Below are 21,804 nucleotides of genomic sequence, written 5' to 3'. Positions count from 1 at the left end.
TCGGGTAGGCGTGGCGCGGCTTGCGCGGCTGAGGCAGGTAGGGTCAGGATTTTCCGAGGCGCCCACGAAGGACCTGCACATCATGAAGACCCATGTCAAAGCCCTCGTCGTCGGCGGCGGTGCCGTAGGCACCTCGATCGCCTATCACCTCGCCCGCGCGGGCTGGGAGGATGTGATGCTGCTCGAGCGCGACGAGTTGACGGCTGGGTCTACATGGCACGCGGCAGGCCTGCTTCCGCTCTTCAACATGGGCTATGCGACGAGCCATATCCACGACTACTCCGTCCGGTTCTACAAGACGCTGGAGGAGGAGACGGGGCTGAACGCGGGCTTTTCGGTCGTAGGCAATCTGCGCATGGCGCAGACGCAAGACCGGATGGACGAATACATGCTCTATGCCGCGACGGCCGAAAGCGTGGGCATTCCGGTCGAATGGATGACGCCCGAACAGATCAAGGCGCGCTGGCCGCTGGTGCGGACCGAGGATTTGAAGGGTGCCATTTATCATCCGACCGACGGCTACATAAACCCCGCCGATGTCACCATGGCCATGGCCAAGGGCGCCCGCCAGCGCGGTGTGGCGATCGAGCGGAAATGGCAGGTCGACGGCTACGCATGGAACGGGTCGGAATGGCGGGTTTCCGTAACGAAGATGGTCGAGCAGGGCGGCAACCTCGTGCCCTCGGACGAGACCGCCGTGATCCATGCCGAGCATGTGGTAACAGCGACCGGCAACCACGCCCAGCGTACCGCACGGCTTCTGGGCATCAAGATCCCCGCCATCCCGGTCGAGCATCAGTATATCGTGACCGAACCCGACCCCGCGCTGGTGGACTGGCGCAAGGCTGGCAACCCCGAGCACCCCGTGCTGCGCGACGCCGACGCGAAATGGTATGTGCGCGAGGAACGCGGCGGCTGGATCCTTGGACCCTATGAGCGGAACGCGCCCGCGCGGTTTCTCTATGACGTGCCGGACAGCTTCCGCGCCGATCTCTTCCCCCTCGATCTGGAGCGGATCGAAGAGGAATACATGAGCATGATCCACCGCCTGCCCTCCTCGGAGGAAGTGGGGCTCAAGGACGATTTCAACGGCCCGATCTGCTACACGCCCGATGGCAATCCGCTGGTCGGCCCCGCGCCGGGCCTGCGCAACATGTGGCTGGCGGAAGGGTTCAGCTTCGGCATCACGGCGGCGGGCGGCACCGGCCACTACCTTGCGCAGATGATGGTCGCGGGCGAGGCCGAGATCGACATGGCAGCGCTTGATCCCAAGCGCTACGGGCCGTGGGTGACGACCGAATATGCCGCGCGGAAGAACGAGGAATGCTACGAGCATGTCTTCATCCTTCACCACCCCGACGAGGAGCGCGAGGCCTGCCGCCCCTTGCGCACCGCGCCCGCCTATGACCGGCAGCGCGCGATGGGGGCACAGTTTGGCTGCGTGAACGGCTGGGAACGGCCGAATTACTTTGGCCCCAAGGATGCGCCCAAGGGGTTCGATCACGACACGCGCAGTTTCCGCCGGGGCGGCTGGTGGGAGTACGCCCGCACCGAGGCCGAGGCGATCCGCAGTGCCGCGGGGCTGATCGACGCCACCGCCTTTGCCAAGCATCTGGTGCGCGGGCCGGGGGCGACGGAATTCCTCGACCGCTTCACCACCAACAAGCTGCCATCCGTTGGACGCATCAGCCTGACCTATGCTCTGACGCAAACCGGCACGGTGCGCACCGAATACACCATCGTGCGGCAGGCCGAGACCGCCTATACCCTCATCTCCGCCGGGGGCTGGGCCGCCTATGACGGCGATTACCTGCTGAAATCGTCCGAGGAATTCATGGCGGCGGGTGGTGCCCATGTCGACATCCACGATGTCACGACGCAATGGGGCGTCTTTGCCATCGCGGGGCCCGCATCGCGCGATGTGCTCAAGGAACTGGTCAGGGATGCCGATCCCGCGACGGTGCTGGGCAACAAACGGTTTCCATGGCTCTCGATGCGCGAGATCGAACTGGGCATGTGCCCGGTCCGCGCGATCCGGGTAGCCTATACCGGGGAGCTTGGTTGGGAGCTGCACCACCCGATCGAGATGCAGACCTACCTCTGGGACCAGCTGATGCTGGCGGGCGAGAAACACGGGCTGAAACCCGTGGGCGCCCGCGCGCAAAACTGGCTGAGACAAGAAAAGAGCTATCGCGCCTTCGGCACGGAACTGGGCCGCGACGCGACGCCCCTGGAGGCAGGGCTCGACCGCTTCGTCGATCTGCAGAAGGACTTTGCCGGCAAGGCCGCGATGCAGGCGACAGGCATCCGCGCGTCTTGCGTCACGCTGCTGATCGACGGGCCGCAAGATGCAGACCCTTGGGGCCGCGAGGCGCTGTATTCCGGCGATGAAAAGATCGGGCGGCTGACCTCGGGCGGTTGGTCCGTGGCTTTCGGCAAACAGATCGGGATGGGCTATGTGCGCCCTGACCTGGCGGCTGTGGGCACGAAGCTCAAGGTCCGCATGTTCCGCGAATTGTGGGATGCCGTTGTCGTCGAGGACAGCCCCCACGACCCGCAAAACGCCCGCATCCGCGCCGACGGCTAGGGGGTCAGACCCGCCGCACGGCGCAAGGCGATCTTGGCCGGATCGTCCGAGGTGGACAGATCGGCGAACACCTCGTTTGTCGCGTGGCGGTAGCTGATCTCGTAGAACAGCCTGTGCTGCGACCAGGCGAGGAACCCCGCGCCCTTCAGGCCGGGCGGGCGGATGTGCAGGTCATCGGGGTTCATGCCGCTATGCGTGGCGCCCTGCCCCACCAGCAGGCTGCGCATCACGGTCGAGACCACGCCCGGCGCGCGCGGTGCGCGCTTGCCGAAGGGCAGCACCGTGCGTTTGAGCAATTCGGCCCGCCCCGGCAGGCTGTCGTAATCGACATGGATGCGGCTGGTGGTATCCTTCTGCACATTGACCACGACATTCGGCCCCGATTTCAATCCGTGCATGTCGCGGTAAGGCATGTTGTCGATGCACCCACCGTCGACCAGCATCCCGCCGTCCGAGGTGAACAAGGCCGGCAAGATGCCCGGAATGGCCGAGGAGGCGCGCACCGCCTCCCACAGCGGACCCCGGCGCAGGACGCGCTTTTGCATCGTCGAAAGATCGGCGCAGATGGCGTAGAAGGGCAGCCAAAGGTCCTCGACCGGCTCGCTGCCATAATGCTCTTGCAAGGCGGCATCGAGAACCTTGTGATCGAGAAAGGCGTATTTCGGGACGGTGACGCGCCGCATCGCACCCGAGCGGACAAAGATCTGTTCCACCCGTGGCCCGATCTCATGCGCGGGCACGCCCAGCGCGATGGCCCCTGCCATGGCACTGCCCACGGATGTACCGCCGACGATGTCGATGGGCAGCCCGGCCTCTTGCATCGCGCGCCAGACGCCGACATGGGCCACGCCAAACGCCCCCCCGCCCGAAAGGACCAGACCGATGGCGCGCCCTGACAGGAACCGGCCCAGCCGCGCCATGTCGGCCCCGTCGCCGGTCAGCGCGACATGGTGGTGCAAGAAGACCGGGCGGCTGTCGAGCCAGCGCCCCGTACCGGCGGCGCGCTGCATCTTGTGGGGGTGCAGAAGGACCAGACGCCGCTGGCTTTCGGGCAGGATCGACAGGGCGATGCGTTCGATCTCGGAGGGCGGGGTGAAATGCACCGCCTGCGCGACAAAGATAACCTGATCGGCCTGCCGCAGCGCCGCCTCCGACCATGCCTCGGTCTCGGGCGTGGCGACGAAGATGACGATCTCCGCGCGGCGTTCCTGATCGTTCAGCCAGCTCACGGCCTTCGGGCCGGTGGGGTCGGCCTTTGGCCCCAAGGCCTCGCGAAAGCTCTGCTCGGTCACGATGGCGACCGAATGATGCGCCGCGATGGCTGCGGCCAGATCGGGGACAAAGCGCGCCGGCAGGGGTGCCTGACCGCAGGGCAGGATGCAAAAGGTGCGGGCAGGCGGGCGGCCGGGGTCCGGCACGACCCGCGCCGAGGTGCGCGCCAGACGGTCGGCCAGTTCCCCGGAGATGGCGCGCGCGAGGCCGGGGTTGTCGCGGCACAGCGCCTCGTAATCCTGTTGCCTGACGCGCAGCACCACGCTGTCGCGGGCGGCGATCACATCGGCGGTCCGGGGTTGGCCGGTGAAAAACGCGATCTCGCCGATCACCGATCCCGGCCCGATCTCGGCCAGATCGACCCCGTCGCGGGCCACGCGAAACCGGCCCGTCCGGACCAGATACATCGCATCCGCCGAGGTGCCCGCCGCAATCAGGACATCACCACGGCGCACCGTCTGTTGCGGCAAAAGCGCAAGCGCCGCCCCTTCGAGAACGGCAAACAGGCCTTGCGGGGCAAACTCGTCCGCAATCGTCATCAAAATCTCTCCTCCGGGCCTTATCCCCGCCCGGCCGGTCGCAACCATAGGCGGACGTAGCCCGAAAAGCGACGGTTTTCGGGATGTTACGTTGCGGCCCGTCGCTCGAAGATCAAGAGCAGGTTGTTGGCGGGCATCGCAACGGTCTCGACATGGGACAGGCCCGCCGCGACCAGTTGCGCGCAGGTCCAGATCACATCCTTGTAGCCGATGGCGGGGTCTTGCGCGCGCAGGCTGGCGTCAAAGGCGGCGTCACCTTCGCTGGTCGCTGTGCCATCGCGGAGAAATGGGCCGTAGAGCGCGAATATCCCTGCCGGAGCAAGGGCCGCAGCCGCTTCGGTCAGAACCGTCGCCGCCTCGGGCGTGGAAATCAGGTGCAACAGGTTGACCAGCACGATGAGGTCGGCCGGGCCGTGCTCATCCGACCAGCCCGGCCGCGCGGCATCCAGCGGTCGCGGCGGCAAGATATTGGGCAAGCCCGCATCCTGTGCCCATGCGGCGATGGAGGCGCGTCGCGCGGCATCGGGATCGGTCGGCTGCCAATCCAGCCCCGGCATGGCGGCGGCAAAGACCACCACATGCTCGCCCGTGCCCGATGCGATCTCCAGCGCGCGTCCCCGCGGAGGGGCCAGGCGCACAAGTTCCGCCGCAATCAGGTCGCGGTTGCGCAAGGCCGAGGGCGCCGAGAGCCGGGCATCGCCCGCCTCCGCGCCGCCCCCGTCAGGCAGGTCAAGCCGCCGGATCACTGCGATTGCTGCATCATCACGCCCATCGCACCGCTTTCGGCCATGCGCGTCATCATCAGCTCCATCAGTCCGCAATTCATCAAGATCGCCTGCGCCTGCGCCTCGTCTACGCCTTCGGGCAGCATCGCATCCTCGGCCATATCGCCATTCAGGATCGAGTCCGCGGTGGCATCTTCCAAAAGCGCCTCCATCTCGTCGAGCATGCTGTCAACCGCGCCCGTGCTGCTGGCCGCGACGTACCCATCGAGGATGCAGGCATAGGCCGTGCGCATGGGGTCATCCCATGTGGGATCGGGCATGTTGCCCGCAAGCGCGGGGATCTCGATGATCATGGCCTCGTTCATGAGGGTATTGGCCCGTTCGGACACGACCTGCATCCGGTCGAGCTGCGATTGCGCGGCGGCAGGCAGGGCGGACATGCAAAAGGCTGTGGCAAGGGCGAGGGCGCGGGGAAATGTCATGGCGTTTTCCTTGGTGGTCACGGATGGGAACAGTCTAGTGGGCGCGCGGGCCGTGGGAAACCACAGGTTTCCCCGACCTCAGCGAAAGCGCGAAGGGCAGAGGGCCTGCACGATGTGGGGATCAAGATCGGGCGCGCGGCCCGCGACCAGATCGGCCACCAGCCGCGAGGCGGCGGGCGCGGTCTGGAAGCCGTAGCCACCCTGCCCCGCCACCCAGACAAAGGAGGGATCGGCAGGCTCGGGCCCCAGCACCAGCGCGCGGTCGGGCGAAAAACTGCGCAGCCCCGCCCAGGAGGAGGTCAGGCGCGTGACCTCTTGGGTGACAAAGGCCTGATAGCGGGCGATCCCTTCGGCCAGCATCAGGTCTTCGGGCCAGGCGTCATGAGGTTCGGCCACCGGGTCTTCCTCGGCGGGAGAGACGATCATCTGCCCCGCGTCGGGCTTGGCATACCATGTCTCGCCCGCGCCCAGCAACATGGGCCAGCGTGAGACGTCAAGGCCGCCGGGGGCGGGCACACGGGCGACCGACCGACGATAGGGCGTGATGCCGATGGGCGCGATGCCGGCCATGGCGGCGACACCGTCGGCCCATGCGCCGGCGGCATTGACCAGAAGGCGGGCGGTGTAATCGCCCCCGGCGGTCTGCACCCGCCAGCCGCCGACGGTCTTTTGGATTGCGGTCACGGCGGCGCCCGTCTGCACGGTGCCGCCCTGCGCCTTGATGGTGCGGGCGAAATGCTGGATGAGCCGGTCGGTATCGATGTCCCAGGCGTCGTCATGCACCGCCGCCCCGGCGATGCCGTCAGGGTTCAGCGCGGGCACACGTGCCACCGCCTCAGCCGCCCCGATGACCTCCAGACCCATTTGCGCCGCGTCATGGGCAAAGACCTCCTCCTCGCCCAAGCCTGCCAGCAACATCAACCCGCGCTGGCTGAGCACACCGCCACCCAGCGTCTCGTGATCGGCGCGCGAGGCGAGGTTGAGAGCGATGGTGGCGGGATTGCCATATTGCGCCTCATAGAGCGCGGCGGACCGACCCGAGGCGTGGTAGGCAAGCGCGGGTTCGGCCTCGAGCAGCAGAACGGTGCCAAGCTCCGACAGGCGCGCGCCGGCGGACAGGCCCGCGATGCCGCCGCCGACGATGAGGAAGTCATGGGTCATGGGCAGAGGGGTGGCATGGGTGCGGGGCGGTGTCTAGCCTGCCGCAACAACGCGGCGCATCAGCCCGACGAGCGCCCAGAGCAGAAGCCCCGGCAACACCAGCGTGCGCAGGACGAAGACACCGATGATGGTGAGCGAGGCCGAAAACACGTCATCGGCGCGCGACATGAGCAGGCCGCCCGCACGGATGTAGCGACGTGTTGCCTCGACCGCACCGCCGAACCCTTCTCCGACCGACTGGACGCCGGATCCGATCCAGTCGAACCACCCGCCCCCCGCTTCGGTCTGCGCGTCCTCCGCAAAAACGCCGGGGTCTACGCCACTCGCCGCAAGCTCGGCGTCCACAACAGCGCCCACAAGAACGCGCGCCTCTTCGGTGACACCGGCAAGGTCGGACATTGCACGGTCCCATCGTGAGGCGGTCAGCGCATCCCCGAGCCCGACGCCAAGGGCAAAGATCACCGGCAGACCAAGACCGAACACCGCCCCCATGCGCATCGCGTAGGCGCCTGCGCCCTCGATCCCGGCGAGGCGGGGCCTGCCTTCACCTGCTGCCCGGATCAGGCAACCAATCCCCAGCAGACAAAGCCCAAGACCGGCAACAGGCGCAAGACCCAGTCCGGCAAGCGCCGCCCCCGCCGCGATCACAAAAACCACGCCTGCAACCCGTTCGACGGTGTCGTCCAGCGGCTCGAGGAACTTCAGCGGTTGAAGATTGGCCTGCGCGCCGATCGAAGCGCCGATCTCGACCTCCTGCGCGGTGGACAGGGCCGCATTGATGACCCGCAGCGAAACATAGACCGCGCCTGCCGACAGGGCGATGTCCTCGGCTGCCGCCGTGGCGGGCCAAAGCGTCGGGTTCAGCGGCCTTTCGTTTGTCACATCGAAGACGCCAATGGCGAGGCTAACCAGACCCGCAACCGCCCAAAGCCAGCGGTGGCGCATCACAACATGCTCGGCACGACCAGATCCGGCGGCCGGTGCCCATCGGCAAAGGTCTTGATGTTGATGATCACCTTCTCGCCCATCTCGATCCGCCCCTCGCGCGTGGCCGATCCCATGTGCGGCAGCAGCACAACGTTGGGCAATTCGCGCAGGCGCGGGTTCACCTCGCGGCCCTTCTCGAACACATCCAGACCCGCGCCCGCGATCTCGCCCGCGCGCAGCATGCGGGTCAGCGCGTTCTCGTCGATCACCTCGCCGCGGGACGTGTTCACGATCACGGCTTGCGGTTTCATCAGCTTGAGCCGCCGCGCGTTCATCAGGTGAAAGGTGGAGGGCGTGTGGGGGCAGTTCACGCTGATCACATCCATCCGGCTGATCATCTGGTCGAGACTGTCCCAATAGGTCGCCTCGAGCGCCGTTTCGATATCGGCATGAAGGCGGCGGCGGTTGTGGTAATGCACCTGCATCCCGAAGGCCGACGCGCGCCGCGCCACCGCCTGACCGATGCGACCCATGCCAAGGATGCCCAGCCGCTTGCCCGCGACGCGCCCGCCCATGAAGGCGGTGGGCGCCCAGCCGTCCCAATTGCCCGCCTGCATCGCGGCCATGCCCTCGGGCAACCGGCGCAACACGGCGAGGATCAGCGCCAACGCCATGTCGGCAGTGTCATCGGTCATCACGCCGGGCGTGTTCGAAACGAGGATGCCGCGCTGGCGCGCCGTCGCCACGTCGATATGATCGACGCCCGCGCCGTAATTCGCGACGAGTTTCAGCCGGTCGCCCGCCTGCCCCAGCATCCCGCCGTCGATCCGGTCGGTGATGCAGGGCACGATCACATCGGCCTGCGCCATCGCCGCCACAAGCTCGGCGCGCGACATCGGCGTGTCATCCTCGCGCAGCTGGACGTTGAACAATTCGGTCATCCGCGTCTCGACGATCTCGGGCAACCGTCGCGTCAGGACAACACTCAACCGCTGAGCTGGCATCGGACCCTTCCCTTTTCTGGCATTCGCGCGCCTGCCGTGACACTCTCAGGTCCGAACCGGGGGCGCAAGCCGCGTGGCCGCCGCAGCCCCCGGACGGCAGGCAGAAAAACGACGCGCCCCATGCAAAAAGGGGCGGGCAAGCGCAGGACGAGTGGGATGCAAAAAGCAGTGTGGCGTGGCCTTCTGACGGCCTCGGTCTTGATTGGGCTGGCGGGGGGTGCGCTTGCACAGGACAGGCCCAGGACAGATCCGGTTCCCCGACCTCTGACGTTGGCGGCACTCGAGACGACCGCGCAACCCGCCCCGACACCTGCCCCTGCAAGTGCCGCCGTGCCCGACGAGGCCCAGCCCATCGAGGATGTCGCCGCCACAAGCCCCCCCCGCGATCCGGCCGTCGGCTCCGTCACCGGCTTTCCGATCCCGCGCTATGTCTCGATCAAGGCGGCCGAGGCGAATGCCCGCCGCGGACCGTCGCGCAGCCACAGGATCGACTGGGTGTTTCAGCGCCGCAACATGCCGGTGATGGTGGTGGCCGAACACGGCCATTGGCGCCGCGTCATCGACCGGGACGGTGCAGGCGGTTGGGTCCATTACACGCTTTTGTCCGGGGAACGCACCGCGATTGTCGAGGCCGAACGCCTGACGCTGCATCAACGGCCCGACCGTGCCTCGATGGTGCGCGCGGAGGCTGAACAGGGCGTCATCGGCACGCTGCGGCAATGCCGCGTCGATTGGTGCGAAATGGAAGTTGGCGGCTTTCGCGGCTGGGTCGAGGCCCGCGGGCTTTGGGGCGTAGACCCGGGCGAAAGTTTCGACTGACCCAAGCGCGATGCGCAGCCCCCACCCCCTTCGTCTGGCAGTCCCGACATGATCCCCGTAGCGCGGACCCTTCCGGCGGCAGCCCTTGCCACCCGCCTCGCCTTTCTGGCGGCGGGTTTCGTGATGGCCTGCTGGGCGCCGCTGATCCCTTTCGCCAAGGATCAGGTCGGCGCGGGCGAAGGCACATTTGGCCTGCTGCTTCTGTGTCTGGGGCTGGGGTCGATCGTGGCGATGCCGGTGACGGGGTATATCAGCGCGCGCATGGGGGCGCGGCCGATGATCTTGTTGGGGGGGTACGGCCTTGTCTTGCTGTTGCCGATGCTGGTGCTGGCACCCTCCGTGCTGGTGCTGGGTGTTGCACTGGCCTTTTTCGGGGCGGCGCTCGGCACCATCGACGTGGCGATGAACGTGCATGCCGCCGAGGTGGAGACCCGGGCGCAACGCCCGATGATGTCGGGCTTTCACGCGATGTGGAGCGTCGGGGGCATCTTGGGCGCGGGCGGCGTTACCGGCCTGCTCTGGGCGGGCGCCTCGCCGCTGATGGCGGCCGCTGTTGGCAGCACCCTTGCGCTGGCCATGATGATCGTCGCCACCCCGCGTTTTCTGCGCGCTGCAGGTGGGGCCCCGCCCAAACTGGCCCTGCCGCGTGGCATGGTTTTGCTGCTGGCGGTGCTGGCGGCGATCTGTTTTCTGGTCGAAGGCGCAGTGCTTGACTGGGGCGCACTGCTGATCGTGGCCCAAGACCTGTTGGAGCCGACGACGGCAGGCATCGGCTACATGCTCTTCTCGGTGGCGATGACCGTGGCGCGGCTGACCGGCGACAGGATCGTCGCGGCTTTGGGTCAACGCGCGGTGCTGATTGTGGGCGGTCTGATCGCCATCTCGGGCATCGGGCTGACGCTGGTGCCGGGCATGGTCGGCGTGGCGCTTTTGGGCTTCGTCCTGATCGGGCTGGGCTGCGCCAACCTTGTACCCGTGGTCTTCAGCCTTGCGGCCCGCCAGCCCGACATGGCCCCCGGCCTCGCCGTCGCCGCCGTCACCACCACGGGCTACGCGGGCATCTTGCTTGGCCCCGCGCTGGTGGGCTTCGTAGCCGAGGCGAGCAGCCTTGCCATGGCCTTTGGAGCTCTGGCCATCTTGATGCTGGCCTTTCCGCTTACCGCCCGCCTCATCGCCCGCTGAGAGTCCACACCAGGGCGCTACGCCGTCTGTCGCCAGCGCCGCAAAGCAGCCCCGCAAGATCTCGACAAGCGCGACCTCCGTATCCGCGGCGACGCCTCCGGGCACGAAATGGGCAGCCAACGGATCATCCAATTGGCCGCATGCCTGAAACGAGTGAACAAAATGCGCGTTGCCTCCGCTCTCGATGATCGGGTCGACCGTGGTGATCCCCGCCATGATCTCGTTGACAAAGGCAAAGGCGGACGGGCTCTCGGCCGCGTCACGCCACTCCGCCCACCGATGCTCTGCAACCGCCCGACGACACGCCCCCCGACACCTGCGCCGAAGGCTTTCAGAAGTTCACGGAGGAGCGCCTCTTGGGCCCGGACAGGCGTGACATGCAGCGCAAAAGCCATGCACAGAAGGGTTACGAGAGGCACCAAGGGCCGACCGTCTGATCGCGCCCTGCCCGCCGAACAGCTCAGGCCACCCGCTGCAGACCTCTGCCCTTCAGCAGCGCCTCGACCCCCGGCATCCGGCCCCGGAATGCGGTGTAAAGCGCATCCGCCTCTTGGCTGCCGCCGGCCGACAAGATGAAGCGTTCCAGCTTTTGCGCCGTCTCGGTGTCGAAGGGACCACCCGCCTCCTCGAAGGCGGCGAAGGCGTCGGCATCCATCACCTCGGACCACATGTAGCTGTAGTAACCGCTGGAATAGCCGTCGCCGCTGAAGACATGGGCGAAATGCGGCGTCGCGTGCCGCATGCCGATGGCACGCGGCATTCCCAGCCCTTCCAGCGTCACGGCCTGTGCAGCCATCGGGTCGGTGGGGGCCTCTTCGCTGGTGTGGAAATCCAGATCGACCAGCGCCGAAGCGACATATTCGACTGTCTGGAACCCCATGTCATAGGTTTGCGCCGCCAAGAGCCGGTCGAGCAGGGCGCGGGGCATCGGCTGGCCTGTCACTGCGTGGAGGGCGTGTTTTTCGAGCACCTCGGGAACCTCCAGCCAATGCTCGTACAATTGGCTTGGCAGCTCCACGAAATCGCGCGCAACGCTCGTGCCGCTGATCGAGCCATAGGTTACATCCGACAGCATCTGGTGCAGCGCGTGGCCGAATTCGTGGAACAACGTGCGCGCATCATCGTAGGACAAGAGGCAGGGATCACCCTTGGCGAAGTTGCACACGTTCACAACGATGGGCCGCACATCCCCACCCAGCTTCCTCTGGCTGCGCATCGCCGAACACCACGCGCCCGAGCGTTTCGACCCGCGCGCGAAATAGTCACCGATGAAAACCGCGACATGCTTGCCGCCCCGCATCACCTCCCACGCCCGCGCGTCTGGGTGATAAAGCGCCACGTCAAGCGGTCGGAACTCCAGCCCGAACAGGCGGCGCGCGCAATCGAAGGCCGCCTCGATCATCGCGTCGAGCTGAAAATACGGCTTCAGCTCCGCCTCATCCAGATCATGCTCGGCCAGCCGCCGCTTTTCGGAATAGTAGCGCCAGTCCCACGGCTCCAACTCGCCGTTCACGCCGTCGGAATGCAGCATGGCGGTCAGCTTGACCGCATCCGCCTGCGCCTGCGCAAGCGCCGGTTCCCAGACCTGCATCAGCAGGTCCCTCACAGCATGCGGATTGCCTGCCATCTCGGTCTCAAGCTTGTAATCGGCGAAACTGTCGTAGCCCAAGAGCATCGCCCGTTCCGCCCTGAGCGCCAGAACCTCCGCCGCGATGTCGCGGTTGTCGGTCTCGCCCCCGTTCATGCCGCGCGCGACCCATGCCTTGTAGGCGATCTCGCGCAGGTCGCGGCGGGGCGAGAATTGCAAGAACGGCACGATCAGCGACCGCGACAGGGTGACGACCGGGACATCATGCCCCTTTTCACGCCCGGCCTCGCGCGCGGCGGCGATGACGAAATCAGGCAAGCCCTCCAGATCGGTCTCTGACAGGGGCATGACCCACGCCCGCTCATCGGCCAGCAGGTTTTGCGAGAACGTCGTGCCGAGCACCGCCAGACGGCTCTTCACCTCGGTCAGCCGGTCGCGCGCGAACCCCTCAAGGGCGGCACCCGAACGGGAAAAGCCGCGATGGGTAAGGCGCAGCACCCGCATCTGTTCTGCACAGAGACCCAAGGTATCGCGCCGCTGCCACAGATCGTCGATCCGCGCGAAAAGGGCCGCGTTATTGGTGATTTCGGAGGAATAGGCCGAGAATTTGGGGGCAAATTCGCGCTGCAAGGCCTCGCGCACGGGGCTCGAGTCCGCACCTGCCAGATTGTAGAAAACCCCCGCCACCCGGTCGAGCGTGTCGCCCGCCAGTTCCAGCGCCTCGATCGTATTGGCGAAACTGGGTTGATCGGGGTTGTCCGCGATGGCGCCAATCGCCGCTCGCCCCTCTGCCAGCGCTGTCTCCATAGCGGGCGCGAACTGGTCGTCCGCGATCTTGTCGAAGGGCGGCAGGGCGAAGGGGGTTTCCCAGGTCTCTAGCAGCGGATTGGTCATCGGGGCAAATCTCCTTTGCCCCGATAGATAGGCCGCATGGCCCATGGCTACGAGGGGTTACTGCACCGTGATGGTAATCACCGGGCTGACCACCGGCGGATCATGAGGCACATGGTTCATGTCCCCCAGCACCAATTGCAGCGTGTGGCTGCCCGGGGGCAACTCCAGCGTGACCTCGGTCTGGCCCGCGCCGAAATGGCGGTGGTTGTCATCGGCGGGCAGCCCGTACAGGAACTCCTCCGCCCCGTCAGGCCCCTCGCCCAGCGGCGGCCGGTTGAGCAAAAGGTGGTGGTGCCCGGTGTTCGGCGCATCGGTGCCAGCGGGCGCAACGCCCATTCCCGACAGACCGAATTGCACGGTCACCGGCGACGTGACACTGGCCCCGTCCTCGAGGCTGATGAAATAGACCTCCGCCCCCTCGGGCGCAGGCATGCCCTGTCCGAAGGCGGGGACAGCAGTGGCAAGCAAAATGGCAGTGAAAAGATGTTTCATGGCAGCGTCCTCCCTTGACGTAAGGGAAATCTGGGTCACGCCGCGCAAAAGTCCAATCCGGCCTCAATCGCCGCCGCAGACCGGGCAATCGGGGCGACGCTTGACCGCGATCTCGCGGGTCTCGGCATGCAGAGCGTCATGGATCACCATCCGCCCGCGCAGGCCTCGCCCCGCGCCCGTGATCTCCTTTACCGCCTCCAGCGCCATCATCGCGCCGATCACACCGGGAAGCGCGCCAATCACCCCGGTCTCGGCGCAGGTCGCCGACAGGCCCGGCGCGGGCGCCTTGGGAAATATGCAGGCCATGCAGGGCGCGCCACCCGCCGGATCATAGAGCGTCACCTGCCCCTCCCAGGCCGAAATGGCCCCCGCGATCACCGGTCTGCCTGCCGCCACTGCGGCTGCATTGACCATGGCGCGGGTGGCGAAGGCATCGGTGCCGTCGAGGATCAGGTCGTATTCGGCGAATAGGCCCTCGGCGATCTCGGGCGTCAACATCCGGTTGTAGGGGCGCAGGTCGATCCGGGGGTTCAGCGCCCCTACCGCTTTCTGGGCCGAGAACACCTTGGGCATGCCCTGCCGGTCGTCGGTATGGATCACCTGCCGCTGCAGGTTCGACAGGCTGACGCTGTCGGCGTCGATAACCCCGATCCGCCCGACGCCCGCCGCCGCGAGATAGAGGATCGCGGGCGAGCCAAGCCCCCCCGCCCCGATCACCAGAACCGACGCCTGCTTGAGCGCCCGCTGTCCCGTCCCGCCGATTTCGGGCAGCGTGATGTGGCGGGCGTAGCGCTCCAGTTCCTCGTCGGCGAAGGACCCGCGCTGCACCACCGGCACGGCGCGCCCGGCCTCCACCGTCTCGGCCCGCGCCCGGACGCGCGCCAGAGCCGCGCGATAGCCGATCACCACCGCCACCAGCACGCCTAGTACCAGCCATTCCGCCAGCGATCCGCCGACGGTGGCGCGCAGCGCATTGCCTTGTGGCAAGGCGACCTGCACCGCCAGTACCGCCAGATACAACAGACCCAGCATGTAGAGACGTGCCTGCACGGGCGCCTTCATCAGATGGCCAAGCCCCCACAGACCCGCGGCAAGGATCAGAACAAACAGCATCAGCCCACCCCGGTGGAGCCGAAACCGCCCGCGCCCCGTGCTGTCGCGTCCAGCCCCGCGACCGCCTCGAACCGTGCCACCACCATCGGCGCCACCACCGCCTGCGCGATCCGTGCGCCATGACGCACCCGAAACGCCGTCTCGCCGAAATTCACCAAGATCACCCCCAGCGGCCCGCGATAATCGCTGTCGATCGTCCCGGGACTGTTGGGCAGGCCCACCCCATGTTTCAACGCCAGCCCCGACCGCGGCCTGATCTGCATCTCGAATCCCGGCGGGATCGCCACGCGCAGCCCTGTGGGCACCAGCAGCCGCGCCCCGGGCTTGAGCCACAGCCCAACAAGCCGATCCTCAGCCCGCAGGTTCGCGCGCAGATCGGCGCCCGCCGCCCCGGCGGTCGCGTAATCGGGCAAGGCCACGGCATGATCCGCCCAATCCTCGCGCGAAACCTCGATCAGAACGACCACATCGCCCCCTTCATCTTTCCCCAAATATGCATATGCGTCGCTGGAAGCTTAGGCCAAGGCTGCCGCGATGCGCGCGGCCAGACGCCGCGCCACCTCGGGCTTGGCCATCCGCGGCCAAACCTCGGCTCCGTCGGCAGTGATCAGCACGACCGCGTTCTCGGACCCGCCCATGATGCCCGTGCCGGGCGAGACGTCATTGGCCACGATCCAGTCGCAACCCTTGCGCGCGCGCTTGGCCGTGGCGTGGGCCTCCACCGTCTCGGTCTCGGCGGCAAAGCCCACGACCAGCCGGGGCCGCCCGGCGCCCATCTGCGCCACCCCCGCCAGAATGTCGGGGTTCTCCGCGAATTCGAGCATGGGCAATGTGCCGGTGCCGTCCTTCTTCATCTTCTGGCCGGCCGCATTGGCCACGCGCCAGTCGGCAACCGCGGCTGCGAAGACGGCCGCATCAACCGGCAAGGTCGCCTTGACCACGCCTGCCATCTCCTGCGCCGTTTCCACCCGCACCACGGTGACGCCACCCGGCGGCGGCACGCTTGCAGGCCCGGTCACGAAGGTCACCCTCGCCCCCAGATCGCGCAGCGCCGCCGCAATCGCAGTCCCCTGCGCGCCCGAGGATCGGTTGGCGATGTAACGCACCGGGTCGATCGGTTCATGCGTCGGGCCCGACGTCACCAGAACATGCCGCCCCTTGAGCGGTCCCTCGGTCAGCGCAGCCCCCACGGCGGCCATGATCTCGGGCACCTCAGCCATCCGCCCCGGCCCGAATTCGCCGCAGGCCATGGCACCGTCATTGGGCCCCACCACCAGCACGCCGTCGCCCTGCAGCGTGGCAAGGTTGCGACGCGTGGCCGGATGCTCCCACATCCGGACATTCATTGCGGGTGCGATCAGCACCCGCTTGTCGGTCGCCATCAGCAAGGTGGACGCAAGGTCATTGGCATGTCCGTTGGCCATCTTGGCCATCAGATCGGCCGTCGCGGGTGCGACGACCACCAGTTCGGCCGCGCGCGAAAGCTGAATATGGCCCATCTCGGCCTCGTCGGTCAGGTCGAAAAGGTCCCGATAGACCTTTTCGCCTGCCAGCGCCGAAACTGATAACGGCGTCACGAATTCCTCGCCCGCCCGCGTCAGCACCGGTACGACCGAGGCACCCTGATCGCGCAGCCGCCGGATCAGGTCGAGCGATTTATAGGCCGCGATGCCGCCGCCGATAATGAGGAGAATCCGCTTGCCCGCCAGCATGATGGCCCACCTTGTTCCACGCGGGAAAAGCGTAGGGGCCCGCCCCGGCAAGGGCAATCTCTTTCAACGAAAACCCGCGCAGGGGTCGGGCCGGTCCACCGGGTCTGACAGCGCCCAGAGATCGAAAGGAACATCCCCTTGCGGCGCCACCTCGAACTGGCCAAGCGAAAACACCGTCGTTCCGGGGGCGGCCACCGCCAGCACCGCAGGCACGCCCCAATCGCGGCGCGCGTGGCCAGTTCCGGTGATGATCACGACCGGGGCCCCATGCGCCGCCAGCGCCGCAAGCGCCGCTTCGGCCAGCGCCGCGTCGCGCAGCCGCTGGGCCTCAACGAAACCGGGCAGGATTTCGGGTGGCAAGGCGTCGCAATGGGCCGCCAACTGCTCGGCCTCACGCGCCTCCTGCTCCTCGGCGGGAAGCGGTTGCTCGAGCCCGAAACGCGCCGCGTCGCCCGTGAAAACGGCGGCCGCACCCTCGGCGAATGCGCCCTGCGCTGCGTTTCTGTCAATCTGCGCCCCGTAGATCGGAACCTCTGCTCCGAAGGCAAAGAGCGGCGCGTAGAATGCAAAATCCGGCCAGCCGGAGTTGGCCCAATCCAGCAGATCGGCCAGACGAACGGGATCGGTGGCAACATCGGGCGTCACACGCGCAGCACCCTCGGCCGAGATCATCTCGAACACGATGGCACTTGGTCCAAGGCCTGCCATGACCTCGGCCTGCACCGCGTGGTGACCGGGGTTGTCATGCACCTCGCCAAGGATGACGATCTGCGCGCCTTCGGCCGCAGCCACAACGTCTTGCGCCGTCGCCTGCGCGGCGGCATCAGTTGCAAAGGCGGCCAGACCACCCAGCAGCACAAGGGAAAGCCGCCCCACGGATCAGCGCAAGGCGGCGAAGGTCATCAAGACCAAGGGCCGGTCAACCGTTACAGGCCCGCTCGCCTCGGGCGAGGCGGTTGCCAGCGAATAAGCGAAAAGCACCGCCAGCAAGGCCAGCGGCGCGTGAAGCATCATGCGGCGAAGAATGACCGGACCTCCTTCGATTGCGCCTCGAGCGTCTTGCGCATCTTGGCGAAGGCGGCGGCTTCGAGCTGGCGCACCCGTTCCTTGGACAGGCCCAGTTCGGCCCCAAGGCTTTCGAGCGTGCGGGGCTCCTCGCGCAGCTTGCGCTCGCGCACGATGAAGCGTTCGCGGTCGTTCAGCGCCTGCATGGCGATGATCAGCCAGTCGCGCAACTGCTCGGTGTCATGGGCTTCCTCGACGATCTCGGCGGCCTGCGTGCTGGTATCCTCCAGCGCGTCGATCCATTCGCGCCCTTCGTCATCGACCGATTGCGTGGCATTCAGCGAATAGTCCGATCCGGCAAGACGGCCCTCCATCATCTCGACATCATGCAGGGGAACGCCCACTTCTGTCGCGATCATCTGGCGCATCTGATGCTTGTCGAGGGACTGGCCTGCTGCCATCGCCTCACGCTCAAGACGCGCCTGCACCCGGCGCATGTTGAAGAACAGGGATTTCTGGCTGGAGGTGGAACCCGTGCGCACCATCGACCAGTTGCGCATCACATAATCCTGGATCGAGGCCTTGATCCACCACACGGCATAGGTCGAAAAACGCACGCCACGGTCGGGGTCGAACTTGTCGGCGGCCTTCATCAGGCCAAGCCCCGCCTCCTGGATCAGGTCATTCATGGGGGCGCCATAACGCTTGAACTTGGCGGCCATGGAAATCGCCAGGCGCATGTAGGCGGTGATCAGGCGATGCAGCGCCTCTTCGTCGCGCTGGTCGCGCCACGCATAGGCCAGTTTCAATTCGGTCTCGGCATCCAGAAGTTCCGCCCGCATCGCGCGGCGGCTGAGGCTGTGGTCTCCACCCATATCAAGTGCCATGTTGCACCCCCCGGTTGGTGTTGCGAACGCCTTTTCACAGAGCGTTTCATATCCGTTACGCAGCGAAAGACCGTTCGGTTCACTTTGCAGGACAGAAAATTCCGACACGGCGCCGTCAGGCCCGATTTTGCTGGCTGATGGGGCAGATCACGAATTCGCGATTGACTGATCCGGCCGATCCGGGTGCGATGCCCTCCATGACATACGACATCCTCATCGGTGACCGATCCTATTCCAGCTGGTCCTTGCGCGGCTGGCTGTCCTTTGCGGCCTTCGACATCCCGGTGCGGGTGCAGGCCACGATCATGTATCGACCCGAGTTCGCGCAAGATCGCCACGTCTTTGCCCCCGGGCTGCGCACCGTGCCGGCCGTCCGCACGCCCGGCGGTGGCCTGCTGACCGACACGATCGCCATCGCCTGGCACCTGTCCGAGGCCTTTCCCGACCGTGGGCTGCTGCCCGCGGACTCGGTCGAACGTGCCCGCGCCCAAAGCATGATCGCCGAAATGCATTCCGGCTTTTCGGCCCTGCGCGGCGCCTGCCCGATGAACCTGCGCACCGCCTGGGAAGGGGTCACGCCGTCCGAGGCGGTCCTGGCAGACCTTGCCCGGATCGAGACGCTCTGGACCTCGGCGCTCGACCGATCCGGAGGGCCCTTCCTGTTTGGGGACTACACGCTCGCCGATGCCTTCTATGCCCCCGTCGCCATGCGCATCGCCGGCTACGGGCTACCGGTCTCGAACCGCGCGCGCGGCTATGTCGATGCGCATCTCGATCATGGTCCGCTGCGCCTCTGGCGTGCGCTGGGCCAGACCGACGGCCCCGAGCAACCCACCTACGAGATGGGCCTGCCGCGGCGCGCCTTTCCGATCGCGCCACCCGACGCCTGACCGCACCGCGTCGTTTACGATTCGGTAACGCCTCTGGCGTAGCGGTTAACCATGTTCGACGCCGCCCGCCCCGAAAGCCTGTCCCGCATCCACACCGTCGCCTTCGAGGGGCTCGAGGCGCGCCGGGTCGAGGTGCAATGCGCGGTGACGCCGGGCATCCCGGCCTTTTCCGTCGTCGGTCTGCCCGACAAGGCCGTCAGCGAGGCGCGCGAGCGGGTGCGCACCGCGCTTTCGGCCATGGCCATCGCGCTGCCCTCCAAGCGGATCACGATCAATCTGTCGCCCGCTGATCTGCCCAAGGAAGGGTCGCATTTCGACCTGCCTATCGCGCTGGCGCTGCTGGCGGCGCTCGACATCATTCCACGCGAACGGGTCGAAACGGCCATGGCTCTGGGGGAATTGTCGCTTGACGGCACCTTGGTCGCTGTCATCGGCGCCCTGCCCACGGCGCTGGCGGCGGGCGAGGACGGTCGTGTGCTCTATTGTCCGCAAGGGTGCGGGGCCGAGGCGGCATGGGTCGGCGCCACGCCGGTCTTCGCCGCGCGCAGCCTGGCCGAGCTGATCGGCCACCTGACCGACCGCGCGCCGCTGGACCCTGCCCGCCCGGGCGAGGTGACGGCGGAGGCGCATCTCAAATGCCTCTCCGAAGTGCGTGGGCAGGAACGGGCGAAACGCGCGCTGGAAATCGCCGCAGCGGGACGCCATCACCTTTTGATGGTGGGCTCGCCCGGGTCGGGAAAATCGATGCTGGCTGCCCGCATGCCGGGCCTTTTGCCGCCGCTTTCGGCGCCCGAGGCGCTGGAAACCTCAATGATCCACTCGCTCGCGGGCCTGATGACCGAGGGGGGCATCTCCCGCACGCGGCCTTATCGCGCCCCGCATCACACGGCCTCCATGGCCGCCATCGTCGGCGGCGGGCGCGGCGCCAAACCGGGCGAGATCAGCCTTGCGCATAACGGCGTGCTCTTCCTTGACGAGTTTCCCGAATACCCCCGCGCGGTACTCGAAACCCTGCGCCAACCGATCGAGACCGGCGATGTCGTGGTGGCGCGCGCCAATGCCCATGTCACCTACCCCTGCCGCTTCTTGCTGGTGGCCGCCGCCAACCCCTGCCGCTGCGGGCAGCTTTACGACGCCGCGCAGGCCTGCGGGCGCGCGCCGCTCTGCGGCGACGATTACATGGGGCGCATCTCGGGGCCGCTCATGGACCGGTTCGACCTGCGGCTGGAGGTGCCGCCGGTGGCCTACGCCGACCTCGACCTGCCCGCGAATGGCGAGAAAAGCGCCGATATCGCCGCCCGCGTGGGCCGCGCCCGCCGGGTGCAGGCCGACCGTTTCGCAGCACTGGGATCGGGCGCGCGCGTCAACGCCGATGCCGAGGGCGCGCTGCTTGACGAAATCGCCACCCCCGATGCGGAGGGAAAGGCCTTTTTGCTCAAGGCCGCCGACCGCTTCAGACTGACCGCGCGCGGCTATCACCGCATCTTGCGGCTGGGGCGCACCATCGCGGATCTGGAAGGTGACGCAAGGGTGGCGACGCCCCATATCGCCGAGGCGCTGGGCTACCGCCTGATCGGATCGAGCACAGCCTAGAGCTTGCCCTCGATCGCCTCCCAGATCTTGCCCGCGACATTGATGCCGTCGAACCGCTCCAGCTCCTGGATGCCGGTGGGCGAGGTCACGTTGATCTCGGTCAGGTAGCCACCGATCACGTCGATGCCGACGAACACCTGCCCCATCTCCTTGAGACGCGGGCCAATGGCGGCGCAAATCTCGTGCTCGCGCGCTGTCATGCCGATCTTTTCCGCGCGCCCGCCGACATGCAGGTTCGACCGCGTCTCGCCCACCGCCGGCACCCGGTTGATCGCGCCCACGGCCTCCCCGTCGACAAGGATGATCCGCTTGTCGCCCGCCGCCACGTCGGGCAGGAATTTCTGTGCGATCAGTGGCTCACGGTTCATGCCGGTGAACAGCTCGTGCAAGGAATTGAGGTTGCGGTCGCTGTCGGTCAGCCGGAACACCCCCGCGCCGCCATTGCCGTAGAGCGGCTTGAGGATGATGTCGCCGTGCCGGTCCTTGAACTCCCGCAGCACCGACAGGTCGCGCGCGATGGTCGTGGGCGGCGTCAGGTCAGGGAAATCGAGCACCAGCAGCTTTTCGGGACAGTTCCTTACCCAGAACGGGTCATTGACCACGAGGGTCTTGCCCTTCAAGCGGTCCAGCAGATGTGTCGTGGTGATGTAGCCCATGTCAAAGGGCGGGTCTTGCCGCAACCAGACGACATCGACTTTGGCCAGATCCAGATCCTCGACCGCACCAAGCCGGGCATGGTCGCCCTTCACCCTTTGCACCTTGACGCTCTGGGCGCGCGCCATGATCCGCCCCTCGCGGTAGCTCAGGTGATCGGGCGTATAGACCCACATCTGGTGGCCGCGCGCCTGCGCCTCTTCGGCGAGGCGGAACGTGCTGTCGGCGTCGATATTGACCGACCCGATCGGGTCCATCTGAAAGGCGATCTTCATGGC

General features: G+C 66.9%; 20 protein-coding genes. 5 read left to right on the top strand and 15 right to left on the bottom strand.

The annotated features are described in order from the left end of the window. Positions 1–82 precede the first annotated feature (82 nt). Positions 83–2,587, top strand: coding sequence for a GcvT family protein (locus tag C7455_RS15490; protein WP_109669856.1), 2,505 nt, complete (start codon positions 83–85; stop codon positions 2,585–2,587). On the opposite strand, the gene C7455_RS15485 is transcribed toward C7455_RS15490, so the two are convergent. The 6 genes from C7455_RS15485 to C7455_RS15460 all read right to left on the bottom strand — a co-directional run bounded on the left by C7455_RS15485 (position 2,584) and on the right by C7455_RS15460 (position 8,697). Then, positions 2,584–4,398: a patatin-like phospholipase family protein gene (locus C7455_RS15485; protein WP_170119102.1), complete on the bottom strand. Its 1,815-nt coding sequence runs from the start codon at positions 4,396–4,398 to the stop codon at positions 2,584–2,586. The genes C7455_RS15490 and C7455_RS15485 overlap by 4 nt on opposite strands. A gap of 86 nt (positions 4,399–4,484) precedes the next feature. Continuing rightward, positions 4,485–5,144 (bottom strand): DUF938 domain-containing protein, encoded by a 660-nt coding sequence (locus C7455_RS15480; RefSeq protein ID WP_425450651.1) that lies wholly within the window; start codon positions 5,142–5,144, stop codon positions 4,485–4,487. Further along, positions 5,141–5,605, bottom strand: a complete 465-nt coding sequence (locus C7455_RS15475; RefSeq protein ID WP_146200022.1) for a hypothetical protein — start codon at positions 5,603–5,605, stop codon at positions 5,141–5,143. The genes C7455_RS15480 and C7455_RS15475 overlap by 4 nt, the downstream gene beginning before the upstream one ends. A 78-nt stretch (positions 5,606–5,683) precedes the next feature. Continuing rightward, positions 5,684–6,766 (bottom strand): NAD(P)/FAD-dependent oxidoreductase, encoded by a 1,083-nt coding sequence (locus C7455_RS15470; protein WP_109669722.1) that lies wholly within the window; start codon positions 6,764–6,766, stop codon positions 5,684–5,686. A 33-nt stretch (positions 6,767–6,799) separates the two neighbouring features. Then, positions 6,800–7,711 (bottom strand): hypothetical protein, encoded by a 912-nt coding sequence (locus C7455_RS15465; RefSeq protein WP_109669721.1) that lies wholly within the window; start codon positions 7,709–7,711, stop codon positions 6,800–6,802. Next, positions 7,711–8,697, bottom strand: a complete 987-nt coding sequence (locus C7455_RS15460; RefSeq protein ID WP_109669719.1) for a 2-hydroxyacid dehydrogenase — start codon at positions 8,695–8,697, stop codon at positions 7,711–7,713. Before C7455_RS15460 ends, C7455_RS15465 begins: the two co-directional genes overlap by 1 nt. 351 nt (positions 8,698–9,048) lie before the next feature. Here C7455_RS15460 and C7455_RS15455 point away from each other — a divergent pair, with 351 nt between their 5' ends. Then, a complete protein-coding gene (locus tag C7455_RS15455; protein WP_245904373.1) occupies positions 9,049–9,516 on the top strand; it encodes an SH3 domain-containing protein in 468 nt (155 codons plus the stop codon). Positions 9,517–9,564: 48 nt separating this feature from the next. Then, entirely contained in the window at positions 9,565–10,698 is a 1,134-nt protein-coding gene (locus C7455_RS15450) for an MFS transporter (protein ID WP_109669716.1), read from the top strand. Positions 10,699–11,158: 460 nt separating this feature from the next. Here C7455_RS15450 and C7455_RS15445 read toward each other — a convergent pair whose 3' ends face one another. The 8 genes from C7455_RS15445 to C7455_RS15415 form a co-directional block, all read right to left on the bottom strand. Next, positions 11,159–13,180: a M3 family metallopeptidase gene (locus C7455_RS15445; protein WP_109669852.1), complete on the bottom strand. Its 2,022-nt coding sequence runs from the start codon at positions 13,178–13,180 to the stop codon at positions 11,159–11,161. A 57-nt stretch (positions 13,181–13,237) separates the two neighbouring features. Next, positions 13,238–13,672 (bottom strand): DUF4399 domain-containing protein, encoded by a 435-nt coding sequence (locus C7455_RS15440; protein WP_109669714.1) that lies wholly within the window; start codon positions 13,670–13,672, stop codon positions 13,238–13,240. 63 nt (positions 13,673–13,735) lie between these two features. After that, positions 13,736–14,785 (bottom strand): HesA/MoeB/ThiF family protein, encoded by a 1,050-nt coding sequence (locus tag C7455_RS15435; protein ID WP_109669713.1) that lies wholly within the window; start codon positions 14,783–14,785, stop codon positions 13,736–13,738. Next, positions 14,785–15,252, bottom strand: coding sequence for a dUTP diphosphatase (dut, locus tag C7455_RS15430; protein ID WP_109669850.1), 468 nt, complete (start codon positions 15,250–15,252; stop codon positions 14,785–14,787). Before dut ends, C7455_RS15435 begins: the two co-directional genes overlap by 1 nt. A gap of 48 nt (positions 15,253–15,300) precedes the next feature. Further along, positions 15,301–16,497 carry a bifunctional phosphopantothenoylcysteine decarboxylase/phosphopantothenate--cysteine ligase CoaBC gene (gene coaBC / locus C7455_RS15425; protein WP_109669711.1) on the bottom strand — a complete coding sequence of 399 codons (1,197 nt, stop codon included), beginning with the start codon at positions 16,495–16,497 and terminating at the stop codon, positions 15,301–15,303. Between the two features lie 63 nt (positions 16,498–16,560). After that, positions 16,561–17,373 carry a ChaN family lipoprotein gene (locus C7455_RS15420; protein WP_245904365.1) on the bottom strand — a complete coding sequence of 271 codons (813 nt, stop codon included), beginning with the start codon at positions 17,371–17,373 and terminating at the stop codon, positions 16,561–16,563. Positions 17,374–17,376: 3 nt separating this feature from the next. After that, the gene (locus C7455_RS20620) at positions 17,377–17,511 is read right to left on the bottom strand and encodes a hypothetical protein (RefSeq protein ID WP_281269418.1); all 135 of its coding nucleotides are present in this window, start codon (positions 17,509–17,511) and stop codon (positions 17,377–17,379) included. Continuing rightward, entirely contained in the window at positions 17,508–18,389 is an 882-nt protein-coding gene (locus C7455_RS15415; RefSeq protein ID WP_109669710.1) for an RNA polymerase factor sigma-32, read from the bottom strand. The genes C7455_RS20620 and C7455_RS15415 overlap by 4 nt, the downstream gene beginning before the upstream one ends. A 197-nt stretch (positions 18,390–18,586) precedes the next feature. On the opposite strand from C7455_RS15415, the gene C7455_RS15410 reads away from it, so the two are divergent. Next, positions 18,587–19,279 carry a glutathione S-transferase gene (locus C7455_RS15410; RefSeq protein WP_109669847.1) on the top strand — a complete coding sequence of 231 codons (693 nt, stop codon included), beginning with the start codon at positions 18,587–18,589 and terminating at the stop codon, positions 19,277–19,279. 51 nt (positions 19,280–19,330) lie between these two features. Next, positions 19,331–20,872, top strand: coding sequence for a YifB family Mg chelatase-like AAA ATPase (locus tag C7455_RS15405; protein WP_109669708.1), 1,542 nt, complete (start codon positions 19,331–19,333; stop codon positions 20,870–20,872). Here C7455_RS15405 and gshB read toward each other — a convergent pair. Continuing rightward, positions 20,869–21,801, bottom strand: a complete 933-nt coding sequence (gene gshB / locus C7455_RS15400) for a glutathione synthase (protein ID WP_109669846.1) — start codon at positions 21,799–21,801, stop codon at positions 20,869–20,871. The two genes, C7455_RS15405 and gshB, sit on opposite strands and share 4 nt — an antisense overlap. Positions 21,802–21,804 lie beyond the last annotated feature (3 nt).

The sequence above is a fragment of the Roseicyclus mahoneyensis genome, assembly GCF_003148775.1.
Lineage (GTDB): Bacteria > Pseudomonadota > Alphaproteobacteria > Rhodobacterales > Rhodobacteraceae > Roseicyclus > Roseicyclus mahoneyensis.
Note: the sequence above shows the minus strand (reverse complement) of the source record. Positions and strands in the feature narration are given on the sequence as shown.